The sequence below is a fragment of the Streptomyces sp. NBC_00028 genome (assembly GCF_045041065.1).
Taxonomy (GTDB): Bacteria; Actinomycetota; Actinomycetes; order Streptomycetales; family Streptomycetaceae; genus Streptomyces.
Genome location: NZ_CP108293.1, coordinates 526994 through 551053 on the forward strand (window position 1 = coordinate 526994; position 24060 = coordinate 551053).

At 70.5% G+C, this 24060-nt stretch carries 22 protein-coding genes; 3 read left to right on the forward strand and 19 right to left on the reverse strand.

What is annotated here, in order from left to right:
* Positions 1-50: 50 nt before the first annotated feature.
* The 6 genes from moaA to OG885_RS02435 form a co-directional block, all read right to left on the reverse strand.
* Positions 51-1040, reverse strand: a complete 990-nt coding sequence (moaA, locus tag OG885_RS02410) for a GTP 3',8-cyclase MoaA (protein WP_405725155.1) — start codon at positions 1038-1040, stop codon at positions 51-53.
* A 26-nt stretch (positions 1041-1066) separates the two neighbouring features.
* Positions 1067-2194, reverse strand: a complete 1128-nt coding sequence (locus tag OG885_RS02415) for an XdhC family protein (protein WP_405725158.1) — start codon at positions 2192-2194, stop codon at positions 1067-1069.
* 149 nt (positions 2195-2343) lie between these two features.
* Complete coding sequence (locus OG885_RS02420) at positions 2344-4539, reverse strand: xanthine dehydrogenase family protein molybdopterin-binding subunit (protein ID WP_405725161.1); 2196 nt, start codon at positions 4537-4539, stop codon at positions 2344-2346.
* Complete coding sequence (locus tag OG885_RS02425) at positions 4536-5516, reverse strand: FAD binding domain-containing protein (RefSeq protein ID WP_405725164.1); 981 nt, start codon at positions 5514-5516, stop codon at positions 4536-4538. The genes OG885_RS02420 and OG885_RS02425 overlap by 4 nt, the downstream gene beginning before the upstream one ends.
* Positions 5517-5519: 3 nt before the next feature.
* Complete coding sequence (locus OG885_RS02430) at positions 5520-6164, reverse strand: (2Fe-2S)-binding protein (protein WP_405725167.1); 645 nt, start codon at positions 6162-6164, stop codon at positions 5520-5522.
* Positions 6165-6218: 54 nt separating this feature from the next.
* The gene (locus OG885_RS02435) at positions 6219-7262 is read right to left on the reverse strand and encodes a zinc-binding dehydrogenase (RefSeq protein WP_405725170.1); all 1044 of its coding nucleotides are present in this window, start codon (positions 7260-7262) and stop codon (positions 6219-6221) included.
* A 376-nt stretch (positions 7263-7638) separates the two neighbouring features.
* Between OG885_RS02435 and OG885_RS02440 the strand changes: the two genes are divergently transcribed.
* The 3 genes from OG885_RS02440 (at position 7639) to OG885_RS02450 (ending at position 10860) form a co-directional block, all read left to right on the forward strand.
* Entirely contained in the window at positions 7639-8559 is a 921-nt protein-coding gene (locus OG885_RS02440) for a helix-turn-helix transcriptional regulator (RefSeq protein ID WP_405725173.1), read from the forward strand.
* A gap of 113 nt (positions 8560-8672) precedes the next feature.
* Positions 8673-9734 (forward strand): nitrous oxide reductase family maturation protein NosD, encoded by a 1062-nt coding sequence (locus OG885_RS02445; RefSeq protein WP_405725176.1) that lies wholly within the window; start codon positions 8673-8675, stop codon positions 9732-9734.
* A gap of 43 nt (positions 9735-9777) precedes the next feature.
* On the forward strand, positions 9778-10860 hold the full coding sequence (locus OG885_RS02450; protein ID WP_405725179.1) for a methyltransferase: 1083 nt from the start codon (positions 9778-9780) through the stop codon (positions 10858-10860).
* Between the two features lie 89 nt (positions 10861-10949).
* Here OG885_RS02450 and OG885_RS02455 read toward each other — a convergent pair whose 3' ends face one another.
* The 13 genes from OG885_RS02455 to OG885_RS02515 all read right to left on the reverse strand — a co-directional run bounded on the left by OG885_RS02455 (position 10950) and on the right by OG885_RS02515 (position 23994).
* Positions 10950-11285, reverse strand: a complete 336-nt coding sequence (locus tag OG885_RS02455) for a TcmI family type II polyketide cyclase (RefSeq protein ID WP_405725182.1) — start codon at positions 11283-11285, stop codon at positions 10950-10952.
* Positions 11286-11305: 20 nt separating this feature from the next.
* Entirely contained in the window at positions 11306-11785 is a 480-nt protein-coding gene (locus tag OG885_RS02460; protein ID WP_405725185.1) for an SRPBCC family protein, read from the reverse strand.
* 1 nt (position 11786) lies between these two features.
* A complete protein-coding gene (locus OG885_RS02465; RefSeq protein ID WP_405725188.1) occupies positions 11787-12044 on the reverse strand; it encodes an acyl carrier protein in 258 nt (85 codons plus the stop codon).
* 56 nt (positions 12045-12100) lie between these two features.
* Positions 12101-13348, reverse strand: a complete 1248-nt coding sequence (locus OG885_RS02470; protein ID WP_405725191.1) for a ketosynthase chain-length factor — start codon at positions 13346-13348, stop codon at positions 12101-12103.
* Positions 13345-14613 (reverse strand): beta-ketoacyl-[acyl-carrier-protein] synthase family protein, encoded by a 1269-nt coding sequence (locus tag OG885_RS02475; protein ID WP_405725194.1) that lies wholly within the window; start codon positions 14611-14613, stop codon positions 13345-13347. The genes OG885_RS02470 and OG885_RS02475 overlap by 4 nt, the downstream gene beginning before the upstream one ends.
* Entirely contained in the window at positions 14610-15044 is a 435-nt protein-coding gene (locus OG885_RS02480; protein WP_405742549.1) for a cupin domain-containing protein, read from the reverse strand. Before OG885_RS02480 ends, OG885_RS02475 begins: the two co-directional genes overlap by 4 nt.
* Before the next feature lie 92 nt (positions 15045-15136).
* A complete protein-coding gene (locus tag OG885_RS02485) occupies positions 15137-16282 on the reverse strand; it encodes a SchA/CurD-like domain-containing protein (protein ID WP_405725197.1) in 1146 nt (381 codons plus the stop codon).
* A 162-nt stretch (positions 16283-16444) separates the two neighbouring features.
* A complete protein-coding gene (locus OG885_RS02490; protein ID WP_405725200.1) occupies positions 16445-17098 on the reverse strand; it encodes a class F sortase in 654 nt (217 codons plus the stop codon).
* Between the two features lie 119 nt (positions 17099-17217).
* A complete protein-coding gene (locus OG885_RS02495; RefSeq protein ID WP_405725203.1) occupies positions 17218-17754 on the reverse strand; it encodes a hypothetical protein in 537 nt (178 codons plus the stop codon).
* 230 nt (positions 17755-17984) lie between these two features.
* Entirely contained in the window at positions 17985-19667 is a 1683-nt protein-coding gene (locus OG885_RS02500; RefSeq protein ID WP_405725206.1) for an FAD-dependent oxidoreductase, read from the reverse strand.
* 166 nt (positions 19668-19833) lie between these two features.
* Positions 19834-20517, reverse strand: coding sequence for a response regulator (locus OG885_RS02505; protein ID WP_405725209.1), 684 nt, complete (start codon positions 20515-20517; stop codon positions 19834-19836).
* The gene (locus tag OG885_RS02510) at positions 20514-21695 is read right to left on the reverse strand and encodes a sensor histidine kinase (RefSeq protein ID WP_405725212.1); all 1182 of its coding nucleotides are present in this window, start codon (positions 21693-21695) and stop codon (positions 20514-20516) included. The genes OG885_RS02505 and OG885_RS02510 overlap by 4 nt, the downstream gene beginning before the upstream one ends.
* 91 nt (positions 21696-21786) lie before the next feature.
* Positions 21787-23994: an MMPL family transporter gene (locus tag OG885_RS02515; protein ID WP_405725215.1), complete on the reverse strand. Its 2208-nt coding sequence runs from the start codon at positions 23992-23994 to the stop codon at positions 21787-21789.
* Between the last annotated feature and the right edge of the window lie 66 nt (positions 23995-24060).

Below are 24060 nucleotides of genomic sequence, written 5' to 3' on the forward strand. Positions count from 1 at the left end.
GAGCTCCTGACCTGGGGGTATCGAAGACGTTCCCTCTCAAGACGTCGCCCTCAGCCTCCGATGGCGGACATCGGTCGGTCGGGCTGTACGAACGTCGGGTCGTCCAGGCCCGCGCCCGCCTTCTTGCCCCACATCGCCGTCCGCCAGATGCTCGCTATCTCCTCGTCCGGGGCGCCGGAGCGCAGGGCCGCGCGCAGGTCCGTCTCCTCCCGGGCGAACAGGCAGGTGCGGACCTGGCCGTCGGCGGTCAGGCGGGTGCGGTCGCAGGCCGCGCAGAACGGGCGGGTGACGGAGGCGATGACGCCCACCACATGCGGGCCGCCGTCGACGATCCAGCGCTCCGCCGGGGCCGAGCCGCGCTTCTCCGAGCCCTCTTCCGTCAGCTCGAAGCGGGTGCGCAGGGAAGTGAGGATGTCGCCCGCGGTGATCATGCCGTCGCGCTTCCAGCCGTGCTGGGCGTCCAGGGGCATCTGCTCGATGAAGCGGAGTTCGTAGTCGTGCTCGACCGCCCAGGCGAGGAGGTCGGGGGCCTCGTCCTCGTTGAGACCGGGCATCAGGACCGAGTTGACCTTCACCGGGGTCAGGCCCGCCTCCCGGGCGGCGTACAGGCCCTCGATGACGTCCTTGTGGCGGTCCCGGTGGGTCAGGGTCTTGAAGACGTCCGGGCGCAGGGTGTCGAGGGAGACGTTGACCCGGTCCAGGCCCGCGGCCTTGAGGGCCGTCGCGGTGCGCTTGAGGCCGATGCCGTTGGTGGTCAGGGACATCTGGGGGCGGGGCTCCAGGGCTGCCACGCGCTCGACGATGCCGACCAGGCCGGGGCGCAGCAGGGGCTCGCCGCCGGTGAAGCGGACCTCCTCGATGCCGAGGGAGGTGACGGCGATGTCGATCAGCCGGACGATCTCGTCGTCGGTGAGGAGGTCGGGCTTGGCCAGCCACTGCAGGCCCTCCTCGGGCATGCAGTACGTACAGCGCAGATTGCACCGGTCGGTCAGCGACACACGCAGGTCGGTGGCCTGCCGGCCGTAGGTGTCGATGAGCACGTTGCTTCCTCTCTCCGGCCGGCGCTTCACACCGCCGCCGGCACGTGACCGGTGTGCCCGTGAATGGGGCCGGTGCGCTGGGACAGGGGCAGGCCGGTGCCCCGGTTCCGATCGGCGATGATCTCCGCGGCGATGGACATCGCCGTCTCCTGCGGTGTGCGGGCGCCGAGGTCCAGGCCGATCGGGGAGCGCAGTCGGGCCAACTGGGCCTGGGTGAGGCCGACTTCGCGCAGGCGGCGCAGCCGTTCGTCATGGGTGCGGCGGGATCCCATCGCGCCGACGTATCCGACGGGCAGGTCGAGGGCGAGCCGGAGCAGAGGGATGTCGAATTTGGCGTCGTGAGTGAGGACGCAGATCGCGGTACGGGCGTCCACGGCCGTCTGCGCCAGGTACCGGTGCGGCCAGTCGACCACCACCTCGTCCGCGTACGGGAAGCGGGCCGGGGTGGCGAAGACGGGGCGGGCGTCGCACACCGTGACGTGGTAGCCCAGCAAGTCACCCGCCCGGCTGAGCGCGGCGGCGAAGTCGACGGCACCGAAGATGAGCATACGGGGCGGGGACGCGTGGACGTGGACGAGGACGGACAGCCTCTCGGGGCAGGTGTCCGCGTCGCCGCCGACCTCGACGCGTGCGGTGCGTCCGGCCCGTAGCAGGGCACCGGCCTGTGCCGTCACCTCCCGGTCCAACTCGCCGTTGCCCAGGGTTGCGTGGGCCGCGTCACCGATGACACACACCGTACGGCCCAGGAGTTTTTCAGGTCCGTCGACCACCTGTGCCACGGCGGTGGGCCGACCGGACACGACCTCCGCGAAGGCGGCGGCCAGATGGGGCTGCGCGGCAGGGTCGACGCGCTGGACCAGGACGTCGAGTTCGCCGCCGCAGGTCAGTCCGACGGCGAAGGCGTCGTCGTCGGAGTACCCGAACCAGGCCCGCTGAGGCGCACCCCCGTCCTTGAGTACCTGCCGGCACAGCTCGTGGACGGCGCCCTCGACGCAGCCGCCGGAGATGCTGCCGACTGCGTTGCCGTCCGCGTCCACCGCCACCGACGTACCGACCGGCAAAGGTGCGCTGCCAGTGACGTCGACGACGGTGGCCAGGGCGAACGGACGTGCCTCACGGCACCAGCGGTGCAGTGTGTCCGCGATGTTGAACATGGGCCTGTCTCCGTGGGTGTGGGGAAGGGCCGCCGCCGCGCTCCACGGGGGCGCGAACACGACGGCGGCCCTGAGAGGTCCGGCAGCCGGACGGGCAAGGGGGTGTCCTGGGCACCGCGCTTCTCCTCCGCGGCCCAGAACACCCCGGCTCAGATCAACGCCTCGGCGGTGATGGGCAGTTCGCGGATGCGACGGCCGGTGGCGTTGTAGACGGCGTTGGCGATGGCGGCCGCCACACCGACCTGGACGATCTCCCCGATCCCCTTGACACCGAGGGGGTCGGCATCGGGGTCCTCGCCCTCCAGGTAGATCGCCTTGAGGTCGCGGATGTCGGCGTTCACCGGGACGAGGTAGTCGGCGAGGCTCGCATTGACGATCCGGCCGTCGCGGTGGTCGGTGACCGTGTGCTCCAGGAGGGCCTGGCCGATGCCGCCCACCATGCCGCCCAGCGCCTGACTGTCCGCCAGCTTGGGGCTGACGACGCGGCCGACGTCGTACACACCGAGCATCCGCCGCACCCGGACCAGGCCGAGCGTGGCGTCCACGCCGACTTCGGTGAAGACCGCGCCGTAGGAGAAGTAGGAGTGGCGCGCGGGTTCCGGTGCTCCGGCGTAGGCGCCGTCGGCTTCGAGGTGGGTGAGCTTGTTGCGGGTCAGCAGCCGCTGGTAGGTCTCGCCTCGGGTGGGGTTGTCCTGGACGTGCAGTCGGCCGTTGCGGACGACGACGTCCTCGGCCTTGACGCCGTACAGCGGCGACTCCTCGTCCTCGACGGCCAGCTTGATCGCCTGGCCGCGGACCTTGTTGCATCCGTCGAGAACGGCGGAGCCGACGACCGTCATGGTCATCGAGCCGCCGTGCGGCGGGGTGGGCGGATAGAGGGAGTCGCCGAGCCGGAAGGTCACGTTGCGCATGGTCAGCCCGAGGGCGTCGGCGGCGACCTGGGTCTGCGAGGTGTAGGTGCCCGGCCCCATGTCGATGGTGGCGGCCTCCGCCACCGCGGTGCCGTCGGCGTCCAGACGGACCCGGGCCTGCGCGGGAAAACGCCCGGGGTCGTACACGGCCGCGGCCATGCCCAGGCCTATCAGCCAGTCGCCGTCGCGCGTCGAGCGGGGCTTGGGGTTGCGCCGGTCCCAGCCGAACTCCCGCGCGCCGACGCTGTAGCACTCGCGCAGCCTGCGGGTGGACCAGGGCAGCCCGTTCGACTCGTCCTCGGCCGGCTCGTTGCGCAGCCGCAGCTCGATCGGGTCGACACCGAGCCGGTCGGCGAGTTCGTCCATGGCCGACTCGATGGCGAAGGACGCGTTCGAGAAGCCCGGACCGCGCATCCACAGCGGGGTGTTCACGTCCAGCGGTACCTTGCGGTACTCCTGGCTGACGTTGGGCGTGCTGTAGAACATCTGCCCGGCGAGCATGATCGCCTCTTCGAACTTCTCGTACGAGGAGGTCTCCGCGTCCATCTCGTGCACCATGGCGGTGAGGCGGCCCCGCCGGTCGCTGCCGAGGCGCAGACGGTAGTCGTAGGAAGGCCGGAAGCCGGTGCCGAAGTACATCTGCCGGCGGGACAGGACGAGCTTGACGGGGCCTTTCAGCTCGCGGGCGGCGAGCGCCGCGACCACCGTGTGCGGCCAGCAGCGCAGGCCGCTGCCGAAGCCGCCTCCGACGAACGGGGAGATGACCCGCACGGATTCCATGGGCAGGTCGAAGACCGTGGAGAGTTCGGTCTGGGTGCCCACCACCCACTGGGTCTTGTCCCACACCGTCAGCTTGTCGCCGGTCCAGCGGGCGATGGTGGCGTGCGGTTCCATCGGGTTCTGGTGGTTGCGCGCCATGCGGTAGTCCAGGTCCAGACGCACCGCCGCGTCGCGCAGCCCGGCCTCCGCGTCACCGCGGGCGTACTTGGTCGGCTCGTCCGGCTTCGCCTCCGCCAGGTCGGTCGACGGCTTCTTGGCCTCGTAACGCACCTTGACCAGGCTGGCGCCGTGCTGGGCGGCCTCCAGGGTGGTGGCGACGACGACGGCGACGGGCTGGCCGTGGAAGAGGACCTTGTCGTCCTGGAAGACCCGCAACCTGCCACCCTCGGGGTTGTTCGAGCCGGGGTTGTCCCGGTACGGCAGCTTCGGCGCGTTGCGATGATGGATCACCCGCAGCACGCCGGGCTGTTTCTCGGCGGCGCTCGTGTCGAGCGAGGTGATACGGCCGACGCCGATGCCCGCGTCGACGATGACCGCGTGCAGGACGCCGTCGACGTCGTGCTCGGCGGCATACAGGGCCTTGCCGGTGACCTTCAGCCGCCCGTCGACACGGGACAGCGGGGCGCCGACGGCCGCCTGGGGCTGGGGACTCACTTCGTACCTCCCACGACACGCAGCTGACGCTCGACGGTCCGCTTGAGCAACTCGGGCTTGAACCCGTTGTATTGAAGGGTCCGCGCACCGTCGGCGGCCTTCTCCGCGGCGGCTGCCCAAAGGACTGCCGAGGGGCGTTCACCGATGAGGGTTCGCTCGACGGCGGGCAGCTTCCAGGGCACGGTGCCCACTCCCCCGGCGGCGACCTTCGCCTCGCGGATGACCCCACCCCGGACGTGCAGGGCGACAGCCGCCGAGGTGAGGGCGAACTCGTAGGACTGCCGGTCGCGGACCTTCAGATAGCCGGACTTCAGCGGGCGTGGGAGCGCGGGGATCTCAACCGAGGTGATCAACTCGCCCTGACGGAGGGCCTGTTCATGGTTGGGGGTGCTGCCGGGCCGCAGCAGGAAGTCCGCGAAGCGGATACGGCGTTCCCCGTCCGGACCCAGCAGGTGCACGGTCGCCTCCAGGGCGGCGAACGCCACGGCGACGTCGGAGGGGTGCGTGGCCACGCAGGCGTCGGAGGTGCCGAGGATCGCGTGGGTGCGGTTGTGGCCCTCCAGGGCGGCGCAACCCGAACCCGGCTCACGCTTGTTGCAGGCGGCGGTCACGTCGCGGAAGTAGGTGCAGCGGGTGCGCTGCATGACGTTGCCGCCGATGGTGGCCATGTTGCGCAGTTGGGCCGACGCGCTCAGCTCCAGCGACTCGGAGATGACCGGATACAGCGCCCGCACCTTGGGATGGGCGGCGGTCTCGGCCATCGTCACCAGCGCGCCGATCCGCAGGCCGCCGCCCTCGGTGGCTTTGACCTCGCGCAGCGGGAGGCCGCTGATGTCGACGAGGGTCTCGGGGCGTTCGACGGTCTCCCGCATCAGGTCGACGAGGGTGGTGCCGCCGGCGATGTAACGGCCGCCGCGTCGACCGGCGTCGAGGGCCTCACGGGTGTCGGAGGCACGGGTGTAGGAGAAGGGACGCATGGCTCACTTCCCCGCCGTCTGCTGGACGGCGCGCGCGATCTTGACGTAGCAGCCGCAGCGGCAGATGTTGCCGCTCATCCACTCCCGGATCTCCTCCGGGGAGCCGGTGTGGCCCTCCTTGATGCAGCCCACGCCCGACAGGATCTGGCCGGGAGTGCAGTAGCCGCACTGGAAGGCGTCCTCGTCGATGAACGCCTGCTGGAGCGGGTGCAGTTGGTCCCCGTCGGCGAGGCCCTCGATCGTGGTGACCTCGGCGCCCTCCAGCCGAACCGCCAGCGTCAGACAGGAGTTGACGCGCCGCCCGTCGACCAGCACCGTGCACGCTCCGCAAGCCCCGGCGTTGCATCCCTTCTTGGAGCCGGTCAGGTCGAGGTGCTCGCGCAGCAGATCGAGGAGCGAGGTGCGGTTGTCCACCGTCACCGTCCGCCGGGTGCCATTGACCGTCAGAGACACCCTGCTGGTGGGCGCCACGGCAGCCGCCGCGTCCTGCGAACCGACCAGGACGGACCCTCCGATGACACCACCCGCGACGGCTACCCCGCCGACCGCGGTCGTGGTGGCGATGAAGGTCCGCCGGGTGGGCGCCGAGAGGGACACGTCAGGCTCGGTGGGGCGTGGTGGGACGGCGGACACGGGTTCAGTGGACATAGGTGCTCCTTCGCGTGACGGTACGGCTCGGCGGCATGGAGGAGAGGGAAGCGGTCAGCTGTTGACGAGGACCTTGAGGGTCTTGCGGTCGGCCATGTCCTGGTAGCCGGCCGGGACGCCGTCCAGGTTCGTGGTGACGTCGAAGACCTTGCCGGGCTCGATGGCGCCGCTGAGGATGTCGGGCAGCAGTTCCTCGATGTAGGCGCGCACCGGCGCGGGTCCGCCGGCCAGGCGGATGTTGTGGCGGAAGAGGCTGCCGAAGCCGATCGGGGCTTCCTCGTACTGCGGGACGCCGACCCGGCTGATGACGCCGCCCGGGCGGACGACACCGACGGACTGCTCGTAGGCGGGCAGGTTGCCGACGCACTCCAGGACCACGTGCGTGCCGTGCCCGCCGGTCAACTCCCTTACCTGGGCGATGCCTTCTTCGCCCCGTGCGGAGATGACGTCGGTGGCACCGAACTCCCGGCCGAGGTCGGTGCGCGCCTGGTGACGGCCCATCAGGATGATCTGCTCGGCGCCGAGCCGCCTGGCCGACAGCACGCCGAGCAGGCCGACGGCGCCGTCGCCGATCACGGTGACGCTGGTGCGCTCACTGACCCCGCCCGCGACGGCGGCATGGTAGCCGGTGCCGAGAACGTCGGAGAGCGTCAGCAGGGACGGAATGAGGGCCGAGTCCGGGGCGACGGGGAGCTTGACGAGGGTGCCGTCGGCGAGCGGGACACGTACCGCCTCGGCCTGCCCGCCCTCCTCCGGCACACCGTCCCAGAAGTTGGCCTGGGCGTGGGCGCAGGAGGTGTGCAGACCCTCGCGGCAGAACGCGCAGGTGTTGTCCGAGAGGGCGAAGGGCGCGACGACCAGGTCACCCCTCTTGACCGTGGTCACCTCCGAGCCGGTGTCCTCGACGACGCCGATGAACTCGTGCCCCATCCGCGCGGGACCGTCCTCGGGCTTCGCCGACGCATATGGCCACAGGTCGCTGCCGCAGATGCAGGAGGAGGTGATGCGGACCAGGGCGTCGGTGGGGTGCTTGACGACGGAGTCCGGGACGTTCTCGACTCGCACGTCGCCGGCGCCGTACATGAGGGTTGCGCGCATGATGTGTTCTCCGATGGTGGTACGTGTCCAGTGCCTGTCGGCTCCTGGCCGACGCGGCGGAGCGCCGGGTCCGCTCGCGCTCCGGTGCACGGTCTTCGGTCCGACGCGGCGGCCTCCGCGACGCTTCAGGACGCCCCTTGCGATCCCACACAACCGCCCTCGCCGCAGCCGAGGAAGGTCGTGTTTATGGGGGGTATAACCTCAACCCCCCAACGCGCGGCCGATGACCGCGCGAACGACGAACGCGGTCGCACCGACCACGAACGTGCCCAACGCCGGCACATTGACGACGGGCAGCATCCGGACGGGCCGGCACCTTATGGGGGGGTACAAACTCGACCTCCCTAAACGGCCACCGGTCGCTACCGTGGACGAAATGGAGCAACGACCCGACAACCGCACCGAGATCCGGGACTTCCTCGCCAGCCGCCGAGCCAAGATCACCCCGGAGGAGGTCGGGCTGCCCACCAGTGGCCGGCGCCGTGTCCCGGGACTGCGCCGCGAGGAAGTCGCCGTCCTGGCGGGTGTGAGCACCGAGTGGTACACCCGGCTGGAGAAGGGCCACATCAGCGGAGTGTCGGAAGACGTGGTCGAAGCGGTCGCCAAAGCGCTCCAGCTCGACGAGGACGAGCGCACCTATCTGTTCGACCTCGCCCGCGCCGCGAGACCAGCGGGCCGTAAGCCGACCCGCCGCAAGGACGTCCCTGTGCCGTCCCGCATCCAGTGGATGCTCGACTCCATGACGATGGCCTCAGCGTCCGTCCAGAACGGCCGTCAGGACATCGTCGCCGTCAACCCGCTGGCCCGAGCCCTGTTCGCGCCGCTGTTCGACAGCGCCACCACCGAAAAGGGGAACCGCCCCAACTTCGCCCGCTACATCTTCCTCGACCCGGGCTCCCAGGAATTCTTCGTCGACTGGGACAAGGCCGCCCGCATCACAGCCGCCCTGCTGCGCGCCGAGGCCGGACGGGAGCCTCACGACCGCACGCTGCGTGATCTCATCGGCGACCTGTCCACGCTCAGTCCCGACTTCCGCGCGCTGTGGGCCGCCCACGACGTCCGTATCCAGCACCACGGGCCCAAGAAGTTCCGGCATCCCGACGTCGGCCCCTTGGAACTGACCTATCACTCCCTGGCGCTGCCCCTGTCCGACCGGGCCGTCCACGACCTGGTCGTCTACGTCACCGAACCGGGCACCCCCTCCGAGGACGGGTTCAAGCTCCTCACGAGCCTGGCGGCCCCCCAGCGCCCGGCAACCGACACCACCGACGCCTCTCGACGAGAGGCCACACCCTGAGATCGCGGAGCCGACTGCCGCGGGGCACCTCTCACGACGCGCCGGCTCCGTGACACGCCGCCGGACGGCCTATCGGGACCCTTCACCGATCTTCTGGTCATAACGTGCGGAATATGATGAAAACTCATGTCACCTACCTGGCATGTGCCGCCGCACTCACCGGAGCGGCGCTCGGCGCCGGCCCGGCGGTCGCCGCGGACCACATGACGCACCTGGTCTTTCCAGGAGAGTCGATCCAGAAGGCCGTGGACGCCGCAGCGCCGGGAGACACCGTTCTGCTGACCCCCGGCACCTACCGCCAGAGCGTCAAAGTGACCACGCCCGGCCTCACCCTGCGCGGCACGGGCCCCGAGACCGTCCTGGAGCCGGCCAAGACCAAGGCCGCCGAGAGCTGTGGCGAGAACGGCAACGGCATCTGTGTGGTCGGCACGAAGGACAAGAACATCGAAGGCGTCACCATCGCCTCCCTGACCGTGACCGGCTTCGCCAAGGCCGGGGTCATCGGCGTGGGGACCGACAGGCTGACCGTACGGAACGTGACCGCCGCGAAGAACGGGGTGTGGGGGATCGCGCAAGAGCGTTCGGTCCGCAGCGTCCTGCGCCACAACACCGTCCGGGACAGCGGGGACGCCGGCGTCTTCCTCGCGAACACCATCCGAGCCGAGGAGGGCGCCGTCGACACGGAGGGAACCGTGGTCGAAGGCAACCTCCTGCAAGGCAACCGGATCGGTGTCACCGTCCGGCGGCTGCGGAACCTCACCGTCGCGCACAACCGTGTCACCGGCAACTGCGCGGGCATTTTCGTCGTCGGCGACGAGAACAAGCCGAGGGCCGGTGCCCTGACCGTGCGCGACAACCGCATCGCACGGAACAACAAGTCCTGCCCCAAGACCGCGCGGCTCGACGCGATCCAGGGCTCCGGCATCGTACTCACCGGCGCCGAGGACACCCTGGTGACGAAGAACCGCGTCACGGACAACGTCGGCGACTCCTCGATGTCGGGCGGCATCGTCCTGCTCAAGAGCTTCGTGGGCACCGCCAATGACCGCAACCGCATCACCGGCAACGTGCTGCAGGGCAACTCCCCTGCGGACCTCGTCAACGCGGACACCGGCGAGGGCAACACCTTCCAGGGCAACACCTGCCGGGCGTCCAGGCCCGCAGGACTGTGCTGACGGCCGCGGAACCGCTCATGAACTCCCAGAAGGAGGGCGGCCCATGACGACCGCACAGACCGCACAGACCACGCAGACCACCCACACCGCACAGACCTCACCTACCGCGCCGGCCGCACCGCCGTCACCCATGCGGCTCAGGGAACTCGCGTTCGGAGCGGCATGCGCGGCCGCCCTCCGCGCGGCCACCCGGCTGAACGTCGCCGACGCCCTCGGTGACAACCCCCAGACCGCGGAGGAACTCGCGGCCGCGGTACGCACCGAACCCAAGCCGCTACGACGGCTGTTGCGGGCCCTGTCCTGCTACGGCGTCTTCGCCGAGCAGCCGGACGGAACCTTCACCCACACCGACATGTCCCGCCAGCTGCGCGTGGACGACCCGCACAGCCTGCGCGACATCGTCCTGTGGTGCACCGAGCCGTGGACCTGGGACGCGTGGCCGCGACTGGACGAGGCGGTGCGCTCCGGCCGCAACGTCGTACAGGAGCTGTACGGCAAGGAGTTCTTCCCCTACCTCAACGAGGACGCCCCGGAGTCGGCCGACGTCTTCAACCGGGCCATGACGACCTCCAGCATGCAGTCCGCGCGCGATGTCGCGCGTTTCCTCGACCTGTCGGCAGCCACCTCGGTCGCCGACATCGGGGGCGGTCAGGGGCATGTGGTGGCGAGCCTGCTGGAGAAGTACCCGGCGCTGCACGGCACCCTGCTCGACCTGCCGCGTGTGGTGGAGAACGCCGACGCACGCCTTCGGGCGGGAGGCGCACTCGCCGACCGGATGCGCCTGGTACCCGGTGACTGCCGGGAGGACGTCCCGGTCAAGGCCGATGTGTACGTCATCAAGAACATCCTGGAGTGGGACGACGACAGTACGACCCGGACGCTGCGCAACGTCATCCGGGCGGGCGGCCCGGGAACGCGGGTCGTGGTCATCGAGAACCTCGTCGACGACTCCCCCTCGATGCGGTTCAGCACCGCGATGGACCTGCTGCTGCTCCTGAACGTGGGCGGCGCCAAGCACACGAGCGCCAGCATGGTCGACAGGCTGACCACGGCGGGCCTGGTCATCGACGACGTACGCCCGGTCAACCCCTATCTGCACGCGTTCGACTGCACCGTCCCCGAGTGATCGAGTCCCCCGGCGAAACCCTTCACGAACCGCCGGTCGCCGGGCACGCAACCCTCGCGTGCCCGGCGACCGGCGGTTCATCCGGTGCTTCAGGAAGGGGCGTTGTCCCGCTCCCAGCGGTAGAAGCAGCGCGCCATGGCGTCCTTCGGTGAACGCCAGGTCGCCGGATCGTACGCGGTGACGTACGCCGACAGCCGCTCGCTGACGTCCCGGAACTCGGGATGCCCGGCCACCTTGGCGATCGCGGGTCCGGGGTCCCGCTCCGACTCGATGAGGTGCAGATAGACGTCGCCGAACTGGAAGAGGCTGCGGCGGGCGACTCCCACGAGGTGGGGCAGCTCACCCCGGTCCGACTCCTCGAACACCTTGGCGATGTCGAGGGCCGACTCCGGCGCCATGCGGGCGATGATCAGGGATTGGTGCATCGTCCTGCCCTCCGTCCGGTTCAGTCGGACAGCACCGGCGCGGGCCGGCGCTCCGTGGCTGCCTGCTCGATCCGGTCCCGGATCAGGGCCATCTGCACCTTGGAGTTCCGGTTGATGTTGTCGGTCATCCAGGCGTCGTCGACCGGTGCGTCCGGCTTCATCGCGAAGTCCTGGGTCCACACCATCCGGGTGCCCTCGAGCACCTTCTCGTACTGCCACACGATGTTCATGTAGGCGAAGGGCCCGGTCTCGACCCGGCGGGCCCGCACCGTGAGCGTGTCACGGTCCGGCTCGCGTTCCGACACCCAGCTCCACACCTTCCCGTTGTCGTCGGGGTGCATGGTCAGCCGGAAGGTGGTCCGGTTCCCCTCCTCGGAGAGGATCTCGGCCGAGGCGTACTCGCTGAACAGCTGCGGCCAGCTCGCGACGTCGTTGGTCATGTCCCAGACCAGGTCGAGCGGCGCACCGATGGTGATCTCGTTCTGGGTGTGCCCGGCCATGTCAGGCTCCCGCCAGTAGAACGCTGTTGACCAGTTCGAGGAACTGCTGCGGGGTCTTGCTCTTCTCCGCGTCCGGAGGCATGGGCGTGCCGTACCGGTTCTCCAGCTCACCCACGATGCCGAGCAGCGCGAGGGAGTCGATCCCGAAGGTGTCGAAGCCGGTGTCGTAACGCTGCCGGAGGTCCTCCGGGGGGACGGTGACTCCGGCGGACTTCTTCATGAGCTCACTGAGCTCCTCCACGGTGATGCGGTCACTCATGCGGTGTGTCTCCCTGCTGTGTCGGGTGCTGTGTGATGAGTGCTGGCGATGCCCCGTCACGAGGCGCCGCCGGCGCCGCGCCGGAGCACGAGCGCCGAGTTCGACCCCATGAGTCCTCGGCTGAGGACGAGCGCCGTGCGCAGTTCGGCCGCACGGGCGCGCGAGGTCACGAGGTCGAGGTCGTGGCAGGCGTCGAAGACGTTGGGGGTGGGCGGGATCAGACCGTGCTCCATCGCGAGCACCGCCGCGGCGACGTCCAGGACGGGCGCCGCCGAGTAGCTCCGGCCGGTGCCGGTCTTCGGCGCCGTGACGGGGACGCGCCTGCCGTGCGTACCCAGAGCGTCCACGATCGCCAGTGCCTCGGCACGGTCCGCCTCCGGTACACCGAGGGCGTCGGCGAACACCACGTCGATCTCCTCGGGCGCGCAGTCCGCCTCTTCCAAGGCGCCCAGGACGGCCTGGACGAGCCCTTGCCGGGACTGCTCCCAGCGGGAGGCGCCGGTGAACGTGGCCGCGTGGCCCGCCACGGTGGCGCGCACGGACGCACCCCGTTGCCGGGCCGAGTCCTCGCTCTCCACGACGAGCATGGCGCCGCCTTCGGCGGGAGCGAATCCGCAGGCCGCCGAGGTGAAGGGGCGGTAGGCACGGTCGGGCTCGTCGACGGTGCTCAGCTCCTCGTAACCGAGCTGGCAGACCATCGAGTAGGGGGCGAGCGGCGCCTCGGTCGCGCCGGCCACGAGCACGTCGGTGCCGCGCCGCACGGCCCGGGCCGCGTGTGCCACGGCGTCGAGGCCGCCCGCCTCGTCGGCGGCGACCACACCGCACGGGCCCTTGAAGCCGCGGCGGATGGAGATCTGGCCGGTGCTCGCGGCGTAGAACCAGGCGATGGACTGGTACGGCCCGACGAAACGGCTGCCCTTGTCCCACAGCTGCTGCAGTTCCCGCTGCCCGAACTCGCCGCCGCCGGAACCCGCCGCGGTCACCACACCCACGGAGAACGGCGCCGCGTCCGTTTCGCTGCGGCCGAGGCCGGCGTCGTCGAGCGCCTGGTCGGCCGCGGCCATCGCGAAGTGGGTGAACCGGTCGGTCTGGACGAGGTAGCGCTCCTCGACCAGGCTCGGCGGGTCGAAGTCCCGGACCTCGCCGCCCACCCGCAGCGGCAGGTGCCCGCATCCCTCGCGGGTGATCCGGTCCAGGACGCTGATGCCTTCCTTGGTCGACTTCCAGAAGGTCTCGGTGCTGGTTCCGTTGGGCGCGACCACGCCGATCCCGGTGAGGGCCGCGCGCCGGGGATGTCCGCTCATCGTGTCTTCTCCCTCGGCAGGGTCAGGACCACCGCGGACTGGAAGCCACCGAATCCGCTGCCCACGGAGAGAACACTGTTCAGCCTTCGCTCACGGGCGACGCGCGGGACGTAGTCCAGATCGCACTCGGGGTCCGGCGTCTCGTAGTTGGCGGTGGGCGGGACGACCTGGTGGGCCAGGGACAGCGCACAGGCGACGAGTTCGATCGCGCCGATCGCGCCGAGGGAGTGGCCCACCATGGACTTGATGGAACTCATGGGTGTGTCGTAGGCGTGTGCGCCGAGGGCCCGTTTGACCGCGGCCGTCTCGTGCCGGTCGTTCTGGACGGTGCCCGAGCCGTGCGCGTTGACGTAGTCGATCGCCGTACGGTCCAGCCGGGCCTGGTCCAGGGCGCCCTCGATGGCCCGGGCCATCTCCAGGCCCTCGCCGGTCAGACCGGTCATGTGGTAGGCGTTGCCGAACGTGGCATAGCCGCCGATCTCGCAGTACACGTGGGCGCCGCGGGCCCGGGCGTGTTCGAGCTCCTCCAGGACGAGGACCGCGCCGCCCTCCCCCATGACGAAGCCGTTGCGGTCCGCGTCGAAGGGGCGCGAGGCGTGGGCGGGATCGTCGTTGTTCGGGGAGGTCGCCTTGATCGCGTCGAAGCAGGCCATGGTGATCGGTGAGATCGGCGAGTCCGACGCCCCGGTTATGCAGATGTCGGCCCGGCCCTCCTCGATCGTGTGGAAGGCGTATCCGACCGCGTCCAGGCCCGAGGTGCAGCCGGTGGAGACCGTCTGCACCGGGCCGCGGGCCTCGAAGCGCTCCGCCACCGTCGAGGCGAGCGTGCTCGGCGCGAACGCCCGGTGCAGCTGCGGGCCGGCCTGCCGGTGGTCCACGTCCCAGCGCTTGCCTCCCTCGCTCACCAGCACGTAGTCGTGCTCCAGTCGGGTGGTGCCGCCGACCGCGGTGCCCAGGGAGACCGCCACGCGCCACGGGTTCTCCGCGGCGAGGTCGAGGCCGGAGTCCCGTACCGCCTCCTCCCCGGCCGCCAGGGCGAACTGTATGTACCGGTCGCACCGTGCGATCTGCTCCGGGTCCAGGCCGTGGGCCGCCGGGTCGAAGTCGCACTCGGCGGCGATCCTCGAACGCAGCCCGGCCGGGTCGAAGAAGGTGATGCCCCGCGTCGCCGTGCGCCCGTGGGACAGCAGGTCCCAGAAGGCCGGCACTCCGATGCCTTCGGGGGCGACGACGCCCATGCCGGTGACCGCCACGCGCCTGGTCATGAACGGACCTGAGGCTCGGCCACCCGTCCCACGCTCGTGTGGGTCGGCTCCGCCGCGATCGGCACCCCGTCCGCGTCCTCGGTGTCGACATGGCCGAGCGGCGGGCTCGGGGCGAGCGGGCCGAGGTGGAAGACCATGCGGGCCTCCACCTTGCCGACGTTGCGGAAGCGGTGCCGCATGTAGGCGGGGATCAGCAGCCCTTGCTCGGGCTGCAGCGGGTGGGTCTCGCCGTCCAGGTCCACCTCCAGCTGTCCGCAGAGGACGTAGATGAACTCCTCGGAGTAGGGGTGGTAGTGCTCGGCGATGCGGTCGCCGGGCTGCACGATGGCCACGCCCATGAAACCGCTGGTGGAGCCGACGGTGGCAGGGGTGAGCATGGCGCGCAGATCCCCGCCGCGCCGGGTGTTGGGCTCGACCTCGCTCAGGTCCACGATTCCAGGAAGTTTGTTCACGACGTTCCTCCGAACATGTGTTGCACCGGCACGGGGCGTGGACACCACGGCCCCGATGCCGACGTGCCGAATCAGGCGTCGGGCGCCTGGCGGTCGGTGACGAGTTCCATGCGGGGGACGCTCAGGTGGTGAGCCGGGACGCCGTCCTTCAGCGCCGCGCCGCCGAGAGCTTCCGTGTCCAGGAGTTCCGCGATCTCGGTCGCCTGGGCTGGGTCCGACAGACCCGGCATGGCAACGTTGTCGAGGCCGCCCCGTACGTCCACGAGCCGCACCACCACGTCATCGCGCTGGAAGATCGTGCTGCGCAGCAGCGGCGTCTGCGGATCGTTGGCCGCTGCCACGTCCTGACGGGCGAGCAGCTCGGCCAGGCGCATCCCGCGCCCTTCACGGGCCGGGTAGTACAGCGCCTGCCGTACGGCGCCCGCGCTGTCCTGGCCCGATGTCACATGGTGTACGGCGGGCAGCGCCGCGCGGGTGAAGAAGAGCCGCGCGGCCTCCGGGTCGTCGAGGTCCCTGTCCTGCTCCAGGTAGGGGTTGATGGCTTCCTCGACGGCACGTACCTCGGGCTGCTTGGCGACATGGCGCAGCGCGGCGAGCAGGTCGCCCCGCACCTCGATGGCGCGGACCACCCGGTTGCCGTGCATGAACAGGGAGGTGCGGCACAGCTGGGTGGTGTCGTCGACCCGCGACTCCGGCGAGGCGTACCCGGCCAGGATCGCGGCCACGGTCTCCTCGCTGCCCGGCTTGACCGTGAACGTGAGCGCGTGCCGGACCAGGCCGTCACCGATCCTCGGGGACGCCTGGAGCCCTCGGGCGCCGGGCTCCACGGCCGCCGCGGGGCCGCCGGTCTCGCGCACGACGTGGAAGCGAAGTGACCGGGTGTCACGGACGCAGCTGTGCAGTGGCTCCACCATCCGCACGTGGTCCTCACTGTTCACCCAGGTGAGGAACGGCGGAGCACTCTCCCACTCGCTGGTGATGAGCCATTGCGAGGGGTTCTCGATGGACTGGCACAGCTGGTCGCTGACATGCCCGGGGACCGACGCGACCTGGTTGCACAGTTGCTCGTACGCCTCCAGGAACTGCTGCTGGGCACCTTCGTAGACGTCCACCAGCAGGACGACACGCAGCCGGGAGCCGTCGAACACGGACTGAGAGACGCGCTGCGACGCCTCTCGCATGAGGGATTCCGAAACACGTTCGGACGTGGTGGTCATCCTGCGCACATCTCCTTGACGGGAAGGAACCGGACGGGTCTCGCTCACGTCGACGTGTGCCTCCGACGTGCTCGATCCCCTCGATCCTGAGCCCGCTGCCGAAACCGCGCGACTCGTATGCCCCTGGGCGGGCGACCCCGGACCCCGGCGGACGGGGCCCGCTCAGACCAGGTGGGCGAAGACCACCAGGTTGTCCGTGTAGTCCCTGACCGTACGGTCGTAGTCACCCGCACAGGTGATGAGCCGGACCTGCGCCTGGTCCGTGTCGGCGTAGACGCGCCGGCTGGGGAAGTTGTCCTTCTCGAACGTCTCCACGTCGTCGACCACGAAGGACGCCGTGCGCCCGTCGTCCCGTCGCACCTCGAAGGAATCGCCCTTCTTCAGCTCCCCGAGGTCCGCGAAGACGGCCGCCGAGGTCATGGTGTCGACGTGACCGGCGATGATCGATGTGCCCGCCTCTCCCGGGGAGGCTCCCTTGGCGAACCAGCCGACGAGATTGGTGTCGTCGGCCGGGGGCGGCTGGAGCTGACCGGTGCTGCCGATGGCGAGTTCCGTGAACGGGGCGTCGACGGAGATCTTCGGAATGAGCAGGCGTACGGGTCTCGCTCGCGGCAGATGTTTCCCCGCGGTCCGTTCGGCCGGCGGAGCCGCCGCGGCTTCGGTGTGCGGGGCCTTGGGCGGGCGGGAGGCGTCGGACGGCGTGGTGTCGTTGCCGCCGAACAGGACCATGGCCAGCACCAGGGCCGCTACCGCGCCCACCACCAGCGTTTTGGTGCGGGGCTCGTTGTCTGCGAGGGAAGAGGGACGGGCTGCCATCGGGTGCTACCTCACCGGGGCGTGGCGGAAGATCGGACGAGGGACTGCACGGGGGAACCGGCGGGGCCGCCACGCGACACGCGCGTGGCGGCCGCAGCGGCTATCGCAGAGGGCATGGCTCAGGCCATGCTTTCGGCGGTCTTCTTACGGCGCGCCGCGTACAGACCGGTGGCGGCGACCGCCAGGGCGGCCAGCCCACCCGCGGTCACGGCCGGCGAGGCCAACGCGCCGCCTCCGGTGTGCATTCCACCGCTCGGCTTCTCCTCGCGGCCGCTCCACTCGTCGCCGCCGTCCTGCTTGCCGCCCCAGGAGTCCTCCTGCTTGCCGCTGCCGGAGTCCTTGCCGTGCTCCTTGTCCTTGTACGTCTCCGGGTCGAACTTGGGGTCCTTCGCGGTGTCCGAACCGTCGGGGTTCACCGCGGTCAGGGCTCCACCACCGGTGTGCATGCCACCGCGCGGCGAGTCCTGGTCACTGTCCTTGCCGTGCTCCTTGCCGTAACCGGAGTCCTTGTCGTGCTCCTTGCTGTAGCCGGAGTCCGAGTCGTGCTCCTTGCTGTAACCGGAGTCCGACTGGTCCTCCCAGTCGTTCCCGGCGGCGTGGGCGCCGGGGGCACCGAGAACGAGGACGGTCGAAGCCGCCGCGGTGGCAAGGAGCATGCGAGCAGAGTGCATCTGACATTCCCTCCGCCGAGGAGCGGACAGCTGGCGCTTCGTCAGCTGAGGTGACCCGTCCTCGACATGATCCACCGTCAGTGCGCACGGCTCCTCGCACCACTCGGGACGATCGCTCGGGTGAACTCACCCTCCGCCGAACGGGAGTGGGATCCCGCCCCATGACACGGCCGACCGGCCCCGCCGAGGGGACTGGTCGGCCGTGTCTGCCGAGGTCAGACCGTTGCCAGCAGCGTGGTCAGAGCGTGGCGGAGCGCTGATTCGGCGTCAGGCTCGGGCGCTGTGGCCCGCCAGGCCACGAACCCGTCGGGTCGGACAAGTACGGCGCCTTGCGGCGTCGTTCCATGGACGGCCGACCAGTCCGTCTCGCCCTCGGGCGTCAGCTCGGCGTCGGAGGCGCCGCCTACCCGGTACGAGGCGAGAGGGACGGACAGCGACGCGGCGACACGGATGGCCGCCTCGTGCCAGCCACTTGGGTGATCGGCGTCGCTGAGCAGGACGAACGACCGCTCGTAGAGATCCAGGGTGGAGATCCGCTCGCCCCGGTGGCGGACCGCCAAGTGCGGCGCCCTGCTGCCGGGTTCCCCGGACAGGTCGAAGCGTTCCGGTACGACCGGGGCCTCGGGGTCGGTACCGAGGACGGCGCCGCGTGGATAGCGGTAGCCGAGGACCGCGCCGAGCATGCCTCGCTGCGGGCCGCCGCCTCCGCCGCCACCGCCCATGCCGGGGGGCGGAGCGAAGCCGGGGTGGCTGTGCTCCACGGACCGTTCGGAGGCACGGGCGCCGGTCGCCTCGGCCACAGGGCGCCGCTCCGCGTCGTAGGTGTCCAGGAGCGCCTCCCCTGCCCAACCGTCGAGCACTGCGGCCAGCTTCCACGCGAGGTTGTGCGCGTCCTGGATGCCCGTGTTGGAGCCGAAGGCTCCGGTGGGCGACATCTCGTGGGCCGAGTCGCCGGCCAGGAAGACCCGTCCTGACCGGTAGCTACGGGCGACCCGCTGGGCGGCGTTCCAGGGAGCCTTCCCCGTGACCTGGACGTCGAGGTCGGCCACGCCGACGGCACGCCGGATGTGCTCCGCGCACCGCTCGTCGGTGAACTCCTCCAGCGTTTCGCCGTGTTCGGGATGCCAGGGAGCGTGGAAGACCCAGTTCTCCCGGTTGTCGACCGGCAGCAGCGCCCCGTCGGCCTCCGGGTTCGTCAGGTAGCAGACGATGAAACGGCGCTCGCCCACGACATCGGCGAGGCGGCGGGACCGGAAGGTGATGCTGACGTTGCTGAACAGGTCACCGGGACCGTTCTGGCCGATGCCGAGCTGCTCGCGCACGGGACTGCGGGGACCGTCGGCGGCGACGAGGTAGTCCGCGCGGATGGTGGTGTGCTCGCCGGTCTCGCGGCTCTTGACCACCGCGGTGACACCGTCGGGGTCGGTTTCGAACGACAGCAGTTCGGTGCCGTAGCGCAGATCGCCACCGAGCCGCTCGGCGTGGTCGAGCAGCACCGGCTCCAGGTCGTTCTGGCTGCACAGACACCAGGAGCTGGGACTGAAGCGGGCCAGCGCACCGCCCGCGTCGATCTCCTTGAAGAGCCACTCGCCCGCGTCGCCCACCAGGGTGGGCGTCTGGAGGATCCCGTGGTTGTCGTCCAGGGTGGCGGCGGCCTCCCGGATCCCGGGCTCGACTCCGGCCGCCCGGAACAGCTCCATCGTCCGGACGTTGTTCCCGCGCCCACGGGGGTGGATGGAGGTGCCGGTGTGGCGCTCCACCAGGGTGTGCCGTACGCCCAGTCGGCTCAGGAACAACGAGGTCGACAGGCCGACGAGAGAACCGCCGACGATGAGGACAGGGACGTGATGAATGGTGTGGTCGCTCCGGTCGTCGCTTCGTTCCGTTCTTCGGTCCATGACCCGCCTCCAGCTCGTGGTGTCTGCCGACTCGGCCGATTCGGCCGCGACCCTCATCCATGCCCCTCGGAATCGCCACGGGCCCAAGCTTCACCCGCTCAACTCGCCGGGTTCGCCGAGTCAGCGGACACGCTCGCGTTCCGTGCCCCACGGACAGCACGGGTTTTCAGGCCTGCGGACCTGACCGCGGTTTCACCAGGCCGCTCTGGTAGGCGATGACGACGAGTTGCGCGCGATCGCGGGCGTGGAGTTTCGTCATCGCTCGCTGGATGTGGCTGCGTACGGTCATCGGGCTCAGGACAAGGTGCTCGGCGATCGCGGTGTTGGATTTGCCGAGCGCGGCCAGTGCCATGACCTCGCGTTCGCGGTCGGTGAGAGTTCTGACGTCGTCGGGCAGGGCGAGGAAGTCATCGGTGTCGGGGGTGGCGAGGAACCGGGCGATGAGGGTCCTGGTGGCGGTGGGCGACAGAAGGGCCTCGCCCGCCGCGACGGTGCGGATGCCGGACAGCAGGACCTCGGGGCTGACGCCCTTGCCGAGAAAGCCGCTCGCCCCGGCGCGCAGGGCCTTGGCCACGTTCTCGTCGTTCTCGAAAGTGGTGAGGACGAGTACGTGGACCTGCGAGAGCTCTGGCCGGGCGCAGATCGCCGCGGTGGCGGCCACTCCGTCGACGCCCGGCATGCGCAGGTCCATGACGACGACGTCCGGACGGTACTCGGCGGCCCGGTCGACGGCTTCCCGTCCGTCGGCAGCCTCGCCGACCACGGTCATGTCCTCGACCGAGTCGATGAGGATGCGGAAGGTGGCGCGCAGCAGGGCCTGGTCGTCGGCGAGCAGGACACGGATGGTCATGGGGCGGAGCCTTCGTCGTGACTTTCGAGCGGAAGGGTGCAGGCGACTTCGAAGCCGCCCTGCGGACGGTGGCCCGCGTGGAAGGTGCCGCCCACGGCCGTGGCACGCTCACGCATCGTCAGCAGGCCGAAGCCGCCCACGGAATCGGAGGAGCCGGCCGGGGAAGCGTCGTTGGTGACGGTCAGCGTCACGTAGTGCGGGGTGTAGGCCAGGCGAACCGCGGCCGTCCGTGTGGCCGCGTGCTTGCTGACATTGGTCAGCGCCTCCTGGATGATCCGATAGGCCGTCAGGTCGAGCACAGGAGTGAGGCGATGCGCGTCACCGTCGACCGTGACGGTCACCGCCAGCCCGGCCGCCGCGCAGGTGTCGACCAGCTCTGAGAGGTCCTGCAGTCCCGGCGCGGGGGTCAGGCCGTCCTCCGGGTCGGACTCCTGGCGCAGCAGTCCGACGGTCGCCTTCAGCTCGCGCAGTGCAGCGGACGTCGTCCGCGGCAGCCTGGCGATCATGTCGAGCGCCTGGTCGGGATGGGTGCGTGCGAGGTGGGCGGCGGTACCGGCCTGAGCGTCGGCCAGGGTCAGATGGTGGGCGACCACATCGTGCAGTTCGCGCGCGATGCGCATACGTTCCTGGATCACCCGGCGCCGTGCCTCCGCCTCGCGTTCCCGGACCGCGTGCTCGGCGCGGGCCGCCCCGTACTCGCGGCGCACGCGGACATAGCTGCCCAGAGCGGCGGAGAGCAGTACCCATGCCGTCGGATTGACGACGGCGAGTACGGGCGAGTCGTGGAACGGGGCGACGAAGAACCCGGTCGCCACGATGCCGGCCACGGCGACGCACGCGCTGTTCCACGTCGTTCGGCGGCGGCTCTGGACGCTCAGGGAGTACTGCGCGACCAGCAACGGCGCCATCACGAGGGGAGTCAGCAGGTAGCCGAACGCCCCCTGGGCCAGGACACACAGCAGGGTCACCGCCATGACGGGAACGGTTCGTGTCCGGCGCCATCGCAGGGCGGCGCAGCCGACGACCGCCAGCGCGACACCCGGCCACAGGGCGGCCTCGGCCAGGACGGCCCAGGTGACCAGGACACTGGCCATCGTGATCGCGAACAGCAGGACCAGCGTCACGGCTTCAGCCGCCTTGGGACGGCTCGCCGCCCAGCGCCGCCAGCTCGTGTTCATCTCGCTCCGGGGGAAGTACCAGGGCAGTCATCGTCACATACCCGCGGTCCGCGGGGCCCGTAGGCCGACCCCGCGGACCGCGGCTCAGGCATCAGACGCGCGCCGGTTCCTGTGTGCCGGGCGCCCTCTGCGCATCCGGCACCTGAGGCGTGCTGAGCCCGGCGCCTTCGACATCGACGCGGGGCAGCACCCGGTCGAGCCACTTCGGCAGCCACCACGCCCTGTCGCCCAGCAGGGCCAGCACCGCGGGCACGAGCGCCATGCGGACGACGAACGCATCGAACAGCACCGCCACGGCGAGACCGAAGCCGATCGTCTTGATCATGGCCTCCCCCGCTCCCATGAATCCGGAGAAGACCGCGATCATGATGACCGCCGCGGCGACCACCACGCGGGCGCTGTGCCGGAAGCCGGTGACGACCGCCTGCGGGGCGCTGTCCCCGTGGACGTACGCCTCCCGCATCCGGGCGACGAGGAACACCTCGTAGTCCATGGCGAGACCGAACACGATGCCCACCAGGAAGATCGGCATCAGGCTCATGATCGGCCCCGGCTGCTCCACGCCCAGCAGTGCGGCGCCCCAGCCCCACTGGAAGACCGCGACGACCGCGCCCAGAGCGGCCAGCACGGACAGCAGGAATCCGAAGGCGGCCTTGACCGGCACGAGCAGCGAACGGAAGACGACCAGGAGCAGGAGGAGGGCGAGGATCACGATGACACCCAGGTAGGGCACGAGCGCGTCCTGGAGGGCCTGCGCGATGTCGATGTTCATCGCGGTGCTGCCGGTGACCTCGAAGGTCGCCCCGGTCTCCCGCTCCAGCCCGGCGCGTTCCTGACGGATCGTCTGGACGAGGTCCTTGGTCTTCTCCTCGTTCGGGCCGGTGGCCGGGACCACCGAGAACAGCGCGGCGTCGCCTGCCGGGTTCAGCCCGGCCGGCGAGACGGACACGACGCCTTCGGTATCGCCGATCGCCTCGGTGATCCGGGCGACGGCGGCCTTGGGGTCGTCCACGCCCTTGACGTCCGCGACGACGGTGAGGGGTCCGTTGAAGCCCGCGCCGAAGCCCTCCGCGAGCGCGTCGTAGGCACGCCGTTCCGTGGACGAGACCGGCTTGGACTCGGCTCCCGGCATGCCCATCTCCAGCTGCGCGGCGGGCAGCGCGAGCACGCCCAGGCCCACCACGCTCGCCACCAGCACGGTCACCGGACGGCGCAGCACGAACCCCGCCCAGCGCGAACCGCCGTTGTCCGCGGACCGGTTCACCCGGCCGCGCTTGCGGGCGGCGCGGGAGAGCACCGCGTTCGGCCACATGCCGAGCAGGGCGGGCACGAGGGTCAGGGCGACCAGGACCGCGACGACCACGGCACCCGCGGCGCACAGCCCCATCTTCGTCAGCATCGGTACGCCGACCACGGACAGCCCGGCCAGCGCGATGATGACGGTGAGGCCGGCGAACACGACGGCCGAGCCGGCCGTACCGACGGCCAGGCCCGCCGCCTCACGCGGCGCATGCCCGTGCGCGCGCTCCTCCCGGTAGCGGGAGACCACGAACAGGGCGTAGTCGATGCCGACGGCCAGGCCGAGCATCGTGGCGAGCGTGCCGGTCGTGAGGGAGAGGCCGAAGGTGCTGCCGAGGGCCAGGATGGCGGCCATGCTGACACCGACGCCGATGAGGGCGGTCAGCAGCGGCAGTCCTGCGGCGGCCAGCGAGCCGAAGGTGATCAGCAGCACGACCGCGGCCAGGACGATGCCGATCGCTTCGGCCGATCCGCCCGCCGCCGGCTGTTCGGCGAGCGCGGTGCCGCCCACCTCGACGGTGAGCCCGGTGTCCCGGGCCTGCCCGATCGCCTTCTCCAGTGCGGTCTTGTCGGCGTCGGTGAGATCGCCTGCCTCGACCTTGAAATTGACGGTGGCGTACGCGGTGGAAGCGTCCTCGCTCACCGCCTTCGCGGCGAACGGACTCACCGCGCCGGAGACCTCGGGCTCGGCGGCGGCATCCTTGACGAAGGCGTCGATCGCGGCACGGTTGGCCGCGGCGGTGACCTTCTCCCCCGCGGGAGCGACGAACACGATCCGCGCGGTCGCGCCGTCGGCGGCCGAGCCGGGGAAACGCTCGCCGATGAGGTCGAAGGCCTTCTGCGCCTCGATGCCGGGCATGAAGGACGTGCCGTCGTCGGACGCGGCCGGGGCCTTGGCGGCGCCGAGGCCGACGGCACCGAGGAGCACGGCCCACAACAACGTCACGAGCCAACGGCGCCGGAAGGCGGTTCGGCCCAGCCGGTAGAGCAAGGTAGCCACGGGAAACGGGTCTCCAGGTCTGGTCTCGGGTGGACCACCAGGCTCCCCCGCGGGCCCGCCCGAGGG